Raw genomic sequence first — 12,901 nt, forward strand, 5'->3', positions numbered from 1 at the left:
GAGTGACGGAGGAGAATTTTGGAGCTGGAGGAGCGGTAGCGTCCGCCTTTGTCACCGGATTTCTACTGCTAATATAGTTCAAATTAAGAAATCCGGGGACAACAGCGGCCGGAAGGCCAAACATTCTCTGGAGTCACGACTATCCCGGAACGGACATCCTTAAGTTCAATCTATCTGCCAAACACCAAAGTCACAACAACAAGGAGAGAACCATGACCATCCAAATCGTAAACGGCGATCTATTAGAGGCCAGTGAAGATATTCTAGGGCACCAGGTGAATTGTCAGGGGGTGATGGGGTCGGGGATTGCGAAGATTCTGCGGGACCGCTATCCGAACTTATATCCTGAGTATAAAAAATACTGTGACCAGTACACGCCTGACGAGCTGCTTGGACACTGCCAGCTGGTGCAGACGGGCGCGAAGTACACGGCGAATCTGTTCGGCCAGCTTAACTATGGAAGAAGCAAAATCCGGTATACCGATTATGCTGCGCTGGAGCAAGCGTTAACCACTCTGAAGATAGAAGCGCAAGCCAAGGGTCTGTCTGTAGCGCTCCCGTACAACATTGGCTGCGGGCTGGCGAATGGGGAGTGGAGTGTGGTGGAGCGGATGATAGGCAAGGTTTTTGCAGACTATGAAGTTACTTTGTATAAGATTTAAATTATCTGTGCGCTATACTTCTGCTATCTATAAGCTTTAAGTTATGAAGCAGTCCGCCTTAGAGGGGGCTGTTTTTTATAGATTTATATTGCGAATTACTATAATATAGAATTATATTATGAAATTAAGTTTCATTAGATGAAACTTTTGAGGAGGAAGAGGTATGGCTTACAATTTTTATGGTCTAGACCATGTACAACTGGCAGCCCCGGAAGGTTGTGAAGCTGAGGCCCGGAGATTCTTCAATGGGTTGTTAGGCTGGATGGAGATACCCAAACCAGAATTGTTGCAAAAGCGTGGCGGAGTTTGGTTCCAATGTGGGATGCATCAAGTACATATCGGGGTTCAACGGGATTTTGTTCCCGCAACCAAAGCGCATCCGGCATTTCATGTACAGCACTTGAATGAGTTGTGTGAGTACCTGCTGCAGAATAACATTCAAGTCACGAATGATGAAGCGAGGGCGGATGAAGGCGTTAAGCGCTTCTATGTAAACGACCCTTTTGGGAATCGTCTTGAGTTCTTGGAATATCACTAAAAATAAAGCCAGACTGCTTATCAGCGGTCTGGCTTTATTTTGTGCTCCCTGTACTGGGTGGGCGTCTGGCCCAACTGCTGCTTGAACTGGCGCATGAAGTGGATCTCGCTGGCGTAGCCGCTCATTTCGGCGATTTTTTTGACGGAAATGTCTGTGGTGGTGAGCAGGTATTTGGCATGTTCGATCCGGCTGGCAATAACGTCCGCCATCGGGCTTACGCCGAAGTAATCTTTATACAGGTGCTGGAAGCAGGAGCGGCTCATGGTCAACTCGTGGGACAGCCCATCGATGGTCCAGTTCAGGAAGGGCTGGTTGAAGATTTTGGTGCGGATGACGGACATCTTGTTGAAGTGCGTGTTGCCGACTTCCTTCTGGGTAGAATGAATCCGGTTGCTCAGCTTAATGAAGAATAAGCGCAGATATAATTCGATGGTCTCGTCCTTATGCGGGTTCTCGGAATACACCTCATAGCACAAATGGTTAATGATGATCGACAGCTCGTTCAGGTCGCCAATCGGGATGACTTCATCCCTGGGGATCGCCAGCCGCTCCAGCAGCGCTTCATCGTCCGGGTTGTCCAGCCTGAAATGGAACCAGTCATTGGTGAACTGCGGCCCGTATGCCCGGTAGAGCTGAGGAGTATGCTCGCTGTACAGGATGAAGGAGTCCGGCCCCGTTACCCGGCTCTCTCCCTTCAAAGTGAAGATGGCAGGGGTCTTCAGCAGCAATAGCATATAGTCTCCCGAGCCCTGGGGCCGGTTAATGATGAAGTCCGCGTCATGGCTGTGATTGTAGCCGATATTCTGTATGTTCATAGGAGCCTCCCGCATAGCAGATAGATCTATTGTAAAAGCAAACAGGATGCCTTGCAAAGGGAGATTGCACAATATGTTAGTACTTACGCACGATGTGTAATTGTTCTGCGGCCAGGGTTTATCTATGCTTAAGACAGGTAGAAGTAAGAGCTTACAATGAAGGCTGAGGCCGGAGAGGATGATCGTGATGAAAGAATGGACGGGTTATACCAGAGGTGTGAATCTAGGAGGCTGGCTGTCCCAGTGTCCGTATCAGCATGCCCATTATGAGAGCTTCATTACGGAGAAGGATATCGAGACCATTGCTTCCTGGGGCCTGGACCATGTCCGGCTGCCGGTGGATTATGAAGTGATAGAGGATACAGGGAATGCAGAGGCTTACGCCGGGTTCAAGCATATCGACAACTGCATCCGCTGGTGTGCTGCTAACGGGCTGAATCTCATTATTGATCTGCATAAAACGCCCGGGTTCTCCTTCAACAGCGTGGCCGAGAATTCCCTGTTCGATGACCCGGAGCTCCAGGAACGGTTCCTGAATCTGTGGAAGGCGATTGCCAGCCGTTATGCCAGTTACAAGGACACTGTAGCTTTTGAATTGCTCAATGAGATTGTGGAGCAGGATAGCAGCCGCTGGAATGCGCTGGCCCAACGGACGATTGCCGAGATCCGCAAGCATGCCCCGGAGACCAAAATTGTCATCGGCGGCATCCAGTGGAACAGCGTGCATACCCTCGGGCTGCTGGATCAGCCTTTTGATGAGAATATCGTCTACACCTTCCACTTCTATGAGCCGTTCCTGTTCACACACCAGCGTGCGGCTTGGGTGGAGCAGATGCCAAAGAGCAGCATGGACTATCCGGGTGACCTGGAGAACTACCGCAGCACTTCGGCGGCCATTGGCGCTTTTGGCTCGGGGCTTCATGCAGAGGGTATCAGCGAGATGGGTCCAGGATACATGACCAGCCTGATTCAGAACGCTATCGATGTCGCCGCTGAGCGGAACGTCTATCTATACTGCGGGGAATACGGCGTCATTGAGCAAGCTCCTTCGCAGAGCGTGGTGAACTGGTATAAGGATGTACATGGAGTGTTCGAGCAATACAAGATCGGCCGGGCCGCATGGACATATAAAAAGATGGACTTCGGCATCTCCGACCGCTACGACAGCAGCATTACGTCTGAGATTATTTCTTATTTGTAGGCGTGGATAGAGAGAACTGGAAGAAATACAGACAAGGGAAAGTGGCGGAGGGAAATAAATGAAACTACAAATTACAGATAAGCCCGCTGTATCGATATACAAGGGGATGATTGGGCTGTTCTTCGAGGATATCAACTATGGTCTGGACGGCGGGCTGCATGCCGAGATGATTGAGAACCGTTCCTTTGAGTTCATGAAGGCGCAGGGCGACAGGGGGAGCTACAGCGAGAGCTATAACGGCCTCTACGGCTGGACGGCATATCCTGCAGAGGCCAGCGGGGCCACGCTGAAGATTGAGATGGAGCATCCGCAGAATGAGGTGAATCCTCATTACCTGGCGTTTACCGCCGGGGAGATGCAGAACGCTTTTACCAATAAGGCCTATGATGGAGTCTCTCTGAAGCAGGGACTATCGTATGAGGTATCCTTCTATGCCAGAGCGGAGGGTTATGCAGGCGGCATTGAAGTTTCGGTTGAGCAAAATAGTACGGTTATGGCGCAGGCTGTCATCGCGACAGCGGTAGGGGAAGAGTGGACACGCTATACAGCGCAGCTTAGCTGCAATGAGCCTGTGTCGTATGGGGATTTCGTCATCCGGCTGGATGCTCCGGGTACGGTCTGCTTCGACTTCGTCTCCATGATTCCCTCCGACGCGGTGCTGGGTCTGTTCCGCCGGGATCTGGTCGGGCTGCTGGAGGAGATGAAGCCAGGCTTCCTGCGGTTCCCCGGAGGGTGTATTGTTGAGGGCTATAACCTGGAGAACCGCTACCAATGGAAGCGGAGTGTGGGCGCCGCCGAGCAGCGCAAGAATAACAGCAGCCGCTGGGCGCTGCACGGCAATCATGAAGAGAATCAGTACACGAGCGAGTACAGCCACTATAATCAGAGCCTGGGGATTGGTTTCTATGAGTATTTTCTGCTGTGTGAATACCTGGGGGCGCGGCCGATTCCGGTGCTGAATGTCGGGCTGGCCTGTCAGTTCCAGTCTACTGAGCATGTGGGCGTACATGATGAAGATTTCCAGGAGTATATCCAGGATGCGCTGGACTTGCTGGAATTCGCCAACGGACCGGTGGATTCACCGTGGGGCCACTTGCGGAGTGAGATGGGTCACCCAGAGCCATTCGGTCTGGAGATGATTGGAATCGGCAATGAGCAGTGGGAGACGGAGCATGCGGACTTTTTCACCCGGTACGATCTGTTCGAGCAGGCGATTCATGCATCGTACCCGTCTGTGCAGCTAATCGGGTCTGCGGGGCCGGATGTCAGCTCGGACAACTATACCCGGGCGTGGGAGTATTACCGTAAGCGGGCCGAGGGTAATCCGAACTTCGTCTACGCTATCGATGAGCATTATTATGTGAAGCCGGAATGGCTGTGCGAGAATGTGCATTTCTATGATGAGTATCCGAGGGAGATCAAGGTGTTCGCTGGAGAATATGCGGGTCACTATGGCAACGGGATGAATGCGCCGCACTTCAACAGCTGGGGCGCTGCGCTGGCAGAAGCTGCATTCCTGACAGGCCTGGAGCGCAATGCCGACATCGTCGTGCTGGCCTCCTATGCTCCGCTGTTCGCCAGACTCGGATACGCCCAGTGGTCGCCGGACATGATCTGGTTCGACGGAGAGAGCAGCTACGGTACGCCAAGCTATTATGTGCAGCAACTGTACAGTACGCTGATGGGAACGAAGGTGCTGCAGACGGTGCATAATCAGGAGGAGATTCCTTACACGGTCTCTTATGATGAGAGGCAGCAAGTCCTGTACGTGAAGCTGGTGAACACGCAGGACCGTACCGTTCAGGTGGAGCTGGAGACAGCACTGTCCTTGACCGGAATCGGCGAGGCGTATGTCATGCAGGGACAGGAAGCGGAAGTGAACTCTATTGAGGCTCCGCGCAACATCGCGCCTAAGCGTGTGCCGCTTGAGACCGCGAACTCCATGGTCTATACGCTTGAGCCCAAGTCGTTCCATGTGCTGCGGATGGAGTGTGGGGTGGAATAGGTTAGGTGAGCTGAGGATCGCAAGATTAAATATAAGGAATATGGGGGAGACGGTAGGTTGCCGTCTTCCCTTCTTTTTGTAGGAGTGAGTTTAATTGTATTCCGTACATCTAAAAGTAAGCTGAGTTAACTGCATTCTGTACAATTAAAATGAGGCGAAAGCAGACTTTTAGATCATTTACTTATAAATAGATGTACCAAATGCAATTAAACCGCAACATAGAGCCTGCATTGTTCAGTTTAGTTGCATGAAATACAGTTAACCCTTCGCCAACGTGCATTGGAGGTTTGACACCACCCACCTCCCGGTATAAAATAAACTTAAATGATAGATAAACATCTCATTATAATAATTAAAGTATCATTATGTTAACTGAAATATCACTCATCCTACAGCAGAGGCAGGCCTATATTCATGAAAACCAGTGTTAAAGATACCAAACGGAAGGCCATTCTGGATGCATCGACGGAGCTGCTGGCGATGAAGCCGACGGCTACACTGCAGGAGATAGCAGATCACGCAGGGATCGGTATTGCGACGCTGCACCGGTATTTCTCTACCAGGGAGCTGCTGCTGGATGCGCTGGCGCTGAATGCGATCGGGCTAGTGGAAGAAGCGCTCGGGGGAGTTACCGCAGAGGAGCATGATATGCTCCCGTTCCTGACGGAAGTGTTCGAGGTGCTGATTCCTTTGGGCGGCAAGGTGTCTTTTCTCAGCTCTGCAGCCTCAGTGGACGAGAATCCGCATATTGTAGCCGAGGAAGCAAGGATCAAGCAGCCGCTGCGTGAAGCGGTGGAGGGCTGGCAGGCACGCGGTCTGCTGAATACCGGAATGCCCGCCCACTGGATCATCACGGTCATGTATAATCTTTTGTTCGTTGCCTGGCAGGAGATCCAGAAAGGGAATCTGGCGAAGAATGACGCTCCGAAGCTGCTGGTAAATACAGTCCTCCAAGGCTTCGGCAGAACAGGGCAAGGGGACTGCACGTAACCGTGAAGAGGGCACATTCACCAAGGCAGATAGAATCTGGAGTGGAACAATAAGGAGGAACCTGTATGTCAACGCTGCAAGTAGAGATTGTGAGCCGGCTGGATGAAGAACAGAAACGTGAGGTCGCCAGGCTATATTATCAGGCTTTCACCTTGAAATTCAGTGGAATATGGATCTTCTCCCGTGAAGAGCAGGATATTGTGGAGGTGCTGAGCCGCTGCCTGCGTTATGACAACGCCCTGTACGCGGTGTATGAGGGAAGGGTCGTAGGCTTTGCCGGTCTGGAGACAGGCGATGGCTTCTTCATGATGCTGAGCTACCGTTCGCTCAGACAGACCTTCGGTGTGCTCGGCGGCGCTTGGCGTTACGCAGCTTATGGCTTCTACCGCCTGCTCAATGGCAATACCCCCTCTAATGCAGTGCATATCGATCCGCTTGTAGTGTCCGAGCAGGCCAGAGGACTGGGCGTCGGAACCCGGCTGTTGGAGGCCGTCTTCGCGTGGTCCCGGGAGGCGGACCGCAGTAAGGTGATGCTGGAGGTTGTTGATACCAACCCGCTGGCTAAGAAGTTGTATGAGCGGGTGGGCTTCCGGACCTTCAAGGTACAGAATACCCGCTTGTTCTCCGCTCAGGCCGGCTTCCACAAAGTGCTGCATATGGAGAAAATGCTGAACTAGCCCGGCACTCATTCCCGATCCGCAGGAGGATCGGGAATTTTCGTGTTTTGGGAGATGGGGAGATGAGGAAAGAGGGGCTGGATAAATCGCCCGAAAGACTGTATATTAGACTATACATTAAGTTAGTAAACTTAATTAACTATATATAGAACGGAGTATGAATCGTGAGAATTCAAACGGCCGGGACCCCCAAGGTCATGCGCAATCTGAATGAATTTCTGATTCTGGACCAGATCATCGGCGGCGGACCGCAATCCAGAGCGGATCTTAGCCGGTATACCGGCTTAAGCAAGCCTACGGTATCCTCGGCCATTGCTCATCTTATAGAACGCGGACTGGTCAGAGAGTCCGGCAGAGCGGAGAACACCCAGGGCCGCAAAGCGACTCTGGTGGAATTCAACCCGAAATGCTTCTATACCCTAGGGGCAGAGGTGGGGGGGAGCAGCCTGCGGATAGCACTTGCGGATATGAGCGGAGAGATCTGCTATTTCAAGCAGCTGGCTATGCCGGATAGCGGGCTGACAGCGGCGGTGTGTCAAGACTACCTGGTTCAGAGTATAGAGGGACTGCTTGCGGATTCCGGGATCTCCCGGGAGAAGCTGCGGGCCGCGGCCTTCGGGATTCCAGGCGTAGTGGACCCGGCAGATGGCAGCGTGTCTGACCTGGTTGCCCCACTGCGCGGGTGTGAAGCGGTGCTCGCGAGGGTTAATCTGACCCGGCTGATCCCCGTGCCTGTCGTGACGGAGAATGATGTCAACCTCGCCGCTCTGGCAGAGTATACCTCTTCGGGGATGGCGGCAAGCGGCTCTCTGCTGTACTTCTCCATCGGCGCAGGAACCGGGGGCGGCCTCATTATTCATGGGGAGATCTACCGGGGGCTTGGCGGCGGTGCAGGCGAACTAGCCAATCTGATGCTGAGCGCAGGCAGGCTGGAGGATGTGTTGTCTACAGACGGATTAAGGCAACTGGCCAACCGGATGGCAAAAGAATATACAGGCGCAGGTGATACAGCGCATCTGCTGTCTACACCTGGAGGAACGGCAGCACAGATATGGGATGCAGTGCGCAGAGGCGAGCCTCTTGCACTGGCTATTATCGAGGCCTACTGCAATCTGCTTGCAGAGGCAGTGGGCAGTATTTGTACCGTGATGGCTCCAACGACTGTGGTCCTTGGAGGCGAACTGGGCAGCCATGGGGATATCCTGCTGGAGAGGCTGGAATCCCGGCTCGGGGGGCTTCACCGGAAGCCCCGGCTGGCTGCTTCCAGCCACGGGGACAAGGATGTGGTACTTGGAGCGGTCCAGACCGCGGTCCAATTGGCTTTTCGTGAGATGCGGGCATAAGGAGCATAAGCTTATATTTTATAGAATGACGGGGGAATCCTAGATGAATATGTTAACTGCCGGAATTGATGTTGGCGGCACCAAGACACTGCTATGCCTCACAGATGAAGTAGGAACGGTGCTTGAACAGTACAAGGTAGAGACGCAGCTGAGCCGGGAGCCGGAGGTGTTCTTCCGCTGGTTATTCGCCGAACTGGAGCAGCTCTGCAAGCGTAACGGTACTACGCTAGCTTCTCTGAAGGGAGTGGGTATCGGATTCCCGGGAGTCATGAATGAACGTACCGGCACACTGACCAGCGCACCGGCGCTCAATTGGCCTGCAACCATGGATATTCGTCCGGTAATTGCCGCTTATTATCCCGGACTGGTGGTGCTGGACAATGATGTGAATATGGCAGCTATGGGCGAGTATGCAGCGGGCTCGGCTGCTGGGTCCGAGCATTTCATTATGATCACGGTCGGTACTGGTGTGGGCAGCGCCTTGTTCCTGAACGGCCAGCTCTACCGGGGAGCCAGCTTCGCTGCGGGTGAGATTGGCTATCTCATCGTTGAGCCGGGAGCGGTTCATGCTGCTGCCGATCCGGAGTATAGTGAGTTCGGCCCGTTTGAGATGGAGGTATCCGGCACGGGAATCGGGGCGAGGGCGGCGGCCAGGCTGCACGGGAATAACAGCAGTTCATTGATACGGGAGCTGGCGCAGGGCGATGCGGTCCGGGCGGAGCATGTATTTGCAGCCGCGCAGCAACGGGATGAGACGGCACTGGCGCTGCTGGATCATGCGTATGAACAGATGGCGGCGGCAGTCAAGAATATTGCAATTACGCTGGATCTGGAGCTGGTCATTCTCGGCGGCGGTGTCGTGGAGAAGAACCCGGGCTATGTGCAGGAGGTTGCAGCGCGGGTCAGCCGGTATACTCCTGAGCAATCCTTAACCATCCGGCAGGCGGTGCTCGGCAATCAGGCGGGAGCGATAGGTGCTGCTGCGGCGGCCCGAAGCAGGCTGAGCGCAGGAACCGGGCAGAATTGAGGCTATGAAAATGAGACGCGGAACAAGTATAATGAGATTCTCTGTAGGCAGCAAGGAGAGCGAGGTCCTGCTGAAGATGCGCGGTCTGTATCTGTTCACAGGTCTGGCCGGGGGCAGCTTCAACCCGTATGTCACCTCTCTTCTGGTTCATCAGGGCATGACGAGCCAGAGGATTGGAATTATGATGGCATTCGGCACCTTGCTGGCGATTCTGTTTCAGCCGTTATGGGGAATTCTGGTGGACCGCTATCAACGAACAAGACTGGTACTGATGCTTACCCTGATTGTTCCCGGCACCATAGTCTATCTCTACAATGTAAAATGGCTTGTCGTCATTGTGCTGGTATACAGCTTGTATACGATTTTTCAGAGCACCCAGACGCCGATTGCCGACGCTTATGCAGTGAATGCAGCTTCAGCCGCAGGCACCTCGTTCGGGACCATCCGGCTGTTCGGGAGTATCGGCACGGCGCTGGGAGGGTACTTCGGCGGACTGTATCTGAACTGGATGGGGGTCACCGAGCTGTGGATTCCCTTCCTGCTCTTCAACCTGCTTGCTCTTATCCTCGTGATGACCATTCCCGTGAATGTGGAGCGGCGGGCGCAGCATGTAACGTTCACCAGCGGAATCAGGCAGTTGCTGGGTAACCGGGTCTTTCTGCTATTTCTCGCCGGTTGTTTTCTGGTGAACCAGACGCTTACGGCCTTCAACTCCTTCTTTGTGCTGACCTTCCAGATGGCGGGCGGGAGCTTCGCGTGGTCAGGCATCGCCCTGATGATTGCTTCCATTACCAGTGTTCCGGCAATGCTCGTGGCCGCAAGAGTCCTGAAGAAGTACGGCTATGAGAAAACATTGATGCTGGCCTCCGTTGTCTACATGCTCCGCTGGGCGATCCAATGGCTCATTCCTGTTCCCGGTGTTATGATAGGTGTCCAGACGCTGCACGGCATGTCTTTTGGTTTCTTCTACATTGCAGCCGTAGAATATGTGGCCTCCATTACGGGTAAAGAGCTGCAAGCCACAGGACAAAGTCTGTTCAATATGGTGTTTGTCGGTCTTGGTGGCATTGCCGGGAATCTGCTGAACGGGTATCTGCTGGAGACCGGCGGACCGGGACTGATGTATTTCTCCTGTACGGTCAGCGCCGCGCTCGGCGCATTGCTGCTGTACAAGGTAAGCTCAATTTCAAGTAAGCAGCAGTCTGAATAAGAAGAAGGGGGAAGCTCTATGAAGCGCAGTTGGTATAGTCGGATGCTATTCTCATACTTCCCTGTCTTCCTGCTTGTAGTCACTGTTCTAATCTTCCTGGCCTTCATGGTCATTACGGAGCTGTCCCGCAGCGAGACGGAGAAGGCTAACTACGTATCCACCAGCTATGTGGCGGATACGGTGGAGCGGACCTTGAATGAGATAGAGCTGGGGGTGCTGCAGGAGATCGGAAATAACTATTCCTATAATGACTTCCTGGATGCGCCCGGCACGGACTCACCGGCAGGCAGCTCGTATGAAATTGTGCAAAGTATGAACCGTCTATCCGAACGCTTCAGCCTGATTGATTCAATCTATGTCTACCGTAACAAGGACAAGCTGATGCTGGGCCAGAGCGGATACGTGAATCCGGGGCAGGGCCAGGGGCTGGAGGCGGAATATTTGCAGCAGCTCTCTGCGAATAAGAATAAGCAGCAACAGGGGTGGAGCGCTGTACGGATGGTTCAGCCCAGGAACTCTAAGGACTTGCGGCCGGTGATCAGCCTGGCCAGCAGGCTGCCGATTCCTTGGGGCTCCGACGGTTATATTGTTATTAATGTCAGTGTGTACCGCGTAGAGCGTCTAGTGGACAGCTTGACGAGTGGAGAACTGTCCTTCCTGCGGATCAAGGATGTCTTGGGGACACCGATCTATGATTCTGCTCCGGCCGCAGACGGCGAGAATAACAGAACGCTCTCGAAGGTCGAGGCGAAGAATCTGGGCTGGACCTTCGAGAGCGGACTCCGGGCCGGGCGCTTATTCGATTGGATCTCGGTGATCTCCTACGTCTGGTTCATTCTCGGGCTGCTGACGATTGCGCTGGGCGTAGTGTATATCATCTACATCACCCGGCGGAATTACCGGCCCATCCATCAACTGATGGTGCGGATTCAAGGACTTCAGCCTGCGGCCCAGGACGCCGCTCCTGGCGTAGCTTCCGATGAGCTGGCCCTGATGCATAACGCGCTGGACCGGCTGGTGCAGATCACTACCGACTATGAGCGGGAACGTTATGAGAATCTGGTTATTCAGCGCCGGGAGCTATTCCTGGATTTCCTCAGCGGGCAGAGGCTGGAGGATGCGGCAGAGCGGCTGGAGACGCTGGACCCTTTCGAGGGCACCAGGGAGTTCGAAGCGTTCGTTGTATTCACAGCCGAGCTGAACCGGGAGAAGGACTGGCATGCGCTGCCTGCTCAGGATCAGAACCTGCTGAAATTCGCCTTAACCAATGTGCTGGGGGATCTGATGGCAGATAAGCAGCTTCAGGCCTGGGCCGAATGGATCAGCGGGGAGCGGCTGGGGATGATTATTGGCTTCCGGTTCCAGCCGGTGAAGGATGACAGTGATACGATGCTGGAGCTGGCAAGAGACTGCCACCGCTGGATTATGGATAATCTGCGGGTATCCCTGACCTTCGGAGTGGGTACGGTCGTCCGGGACTGGCGGGAGATCCGGGATTCTTACGCGGCAGCGGCTGAGGTGCTCAGTCACAGGCTGGCCTTGGGAACAGATATTGCTGCAGTCCAAATGGATCAGCAGGACGATTCCGGATTGAAGAGCTATAAATACTTCGGAAGCTTCACCCAGCTGGTCCGTGAATTCCGCCTGTCGGGCGAGAACTGGCGAATCCGGCTGGACGAAATCTTCGATTCCTTCCGCAAGGACCGCCTGAAGGACGAAGAGATCTATATGCTGCTGGAAGTGCTGCTCCAGGCGCTGGAGCAGGAGCTTAAGGGGATAGCGGAGACGCTGGACCGTCAGCTCGCGGCAGCATGGAGCGGCGGTCTGCGGGAACGCATCCGGGGCAGCACCAATCTTGAAGAGATCCGGGAGCTGCTGACCGGCTGGCTGAATGAAACCTACCATGTCTATGTGTCGGTCAATGAGCTGAAGAGCCACCGGGTGATGATTACCGAGGTTAAGCATTATATAGAAGAGCATTATGCGAATCCTGATCTGTCCTTGAATCATCTGAGCGAGCGGTTCCAGATCTCTGCGAAATACGCCAGCTACCTGTTCAAGGAAGAATTCAATATGAAGTTTGTGGACTTTCTCGCAGAGCTGCGGCTGATGAAGGCCAAGGAACTGCTGGAGACGACTTCAGAGAGCATACAGGATATTGCCCTCCAGATTGGATATGCTAATTCCATTACCTTCGGACGGGTCTTCAAGCGTATTACGGGCATGACCCCGGGGGATTACCGCAAATCGAAGCTCCATAAAGATGAATAAGCACTGCGTAAATCCGGCTTCAGCAGATTCCGGGTTTGCGCTTTTTTTGATTATTGGGGAGACGGGGTTTAACGATTCGACAAATACATGACATATAAGGTTATGTATAAGTTATGTATTTAGGTTTATGGATACGATTTTCGTGAAGCATTCCTGCGATAA

At 53.6% G+C, this 12,901-nt stretch carries 11 protein-coding genes; 10 read left to right on the plus strand and 1 reads right to left on the minus strand.

What is annotated here, in order from left to right; genetic code table 11:
- The first annotated feature begins 212 nt into the window (after positions 1–212).
- Together MKY64_RS03745 and MKY64_RS03750 are read left to right on the plus strand one after the other, a co-directional pair.
- Complete coding sequence (locus MKY64_RS03745) at positions 213–662, plus strand: macro domain-containing protein (RefSeq protein ID WP_340950963.1); 450 nt, start codon at positions 213–215, stop codon at positions 660–662.
- 163 nt (positions 663–825) lie between these two features.
- Entirely contained in the window at positions 826–1,200 is a 375-nt protein-coding gene (locus tag MKY64_RS03750) for a VOC family protein (protein ID WP_340950965.1), read from the plus strand.
- A 20-nt stretch (positions 1,201–1,220) separates the two neighbouring features.
- Here the strand turns inward: MKY64_RS03750 and MKY64_RS03755 are convergent, their stop codons facing one another.
- Positions 1,221–2,015, minus strand: a complete 795-nt coding sequence (locus MKY64_RS03755) for a helix-turn-helix transcriptional regulator (RefSeq protein ID WP_340950967.1) — start codon at positions 2,013–2,015, stop codon at positions 1,221–1,223.
- Positions 2,016–2,202: 187 nt separating this feature from the next.
- Here MKY64_RS03755 and MKY64_RS03760 point away from each other — a divergent pair, with 187 nt between their 5' ends.
- The 8 genes from MKY64_RS03760 (at position 2,203) to MKY64_RS03795 (ending at position 12,739) form a co-directional block, all read left to right on the plus strand.
- Positions 2,203–3,216, plus strand: coding sequence for a glycoside hydrolase family 5 protein (locus tag MKY64_RS03760; RefSeq protein ID WP_340950969.1), 1,014 nt, complete (start codon positions 2,203–2,205; stop codon positions 3,214–3,216).
- 58 nt (positions 3,217–3,274) lie between these two features.
- Positions 3,275–5,221, plus strand: a complete 1,947-nt coding sequence (locus MKY64_RS03765) for an alpha-L-arabinofuranosidase C-terminal domain-containing protein (RefSeq protein WP_340950971.1) — start codon at positions 3,275–3,277, stop codon at positions 5,219–5,221.
- Between the two features lie 414 nt (positions 5,222–5,635).
- Positions 5,636–6,211, plus strand: coding sequence for a TetR/AcrR family transcriptional regulator (locus MKY64_RS03770; RefSeq protein ID WP_340950973.1), 576 nt, complete (start codon positions 5,636–5,638; stop codon positions 6,209–6,211).
- Positions 6,212–6,276: 65 nt separating this feature from the next.
- Positions 6,277–6,888: a GNAT family N-acetyltransferase gene (locus MKY64_RS03775; RefSeq protein WP_209877540.1), complete on the plus strand. Its 612-nt coding sequence runs from the start codon at positions 6,277–6,279 to the stop codon at positions 6,886–6,888.
- A gap of 164 nt (positions 6,889–7,052) precedes the next feature.
- Positions 7,053–8,231 carry an ROK family transcriptional regulator gene (locus MKY64_RS03780; RefSeq protein WP_340950977.1) on the plus strand — a complete coding sequence of 393 codons (1,179 nt, stop codon included), beginning with the start codon at positions 7,053–7,055 and terminating at the stop codon, positions 8,229–8,231.
- A 43-nt stretch (positions 8,232–8,274) separates the two neighbouring features.
- Entirely contained in the window at positions 8,275–9,258 is a 984-nt protein-coding gene (locus MKY64_RS03785; RefSeq protein ID WP_340950979.1) for an ROK family protein, read from the plus strand.
- Positions 9,259–9,289: 31 nt separating this feature from the next.
- Positions 9,290–10,468 (plus strand): MFS transporter, encoded by a 1,179-nt coding sequence (locus MKY64_RS03790; protein ID WP_340950981.1) that lies wholly within the window; start codon positions 9,290–9,292, stop codon positions 10,466–10,468.
- A gap of 18 nt (positions 10,469–10,486) precedes the next feature.
- Positions 10,487–12,739 carry an AraC family transcriptional regulator gene (locus MKY64_RS03795; protein WP_340950984.1) on the plus strand — a complete coding sequence of 751 codons (2,253 nt, stop codon included), beginning with the start codon at positions 10,487–10,489 and terminating at the stop codon, positions 12,737–12,739.
- The last annotated feature ends 162 nt before the right edge of the window (positions 12,740–12,901 follow it).

The sequence above is a fragment of the Paenibacillus sp. FSL R7-0210 genome (assembly GCF_038009085.1).
Classification (GTDB): Bacteria; Bacillota; Bacilli; order Paenibacillales; family Paenibacillaceae; genus Paenibacillus_AQ; species Paenibacillus_AQ silagei.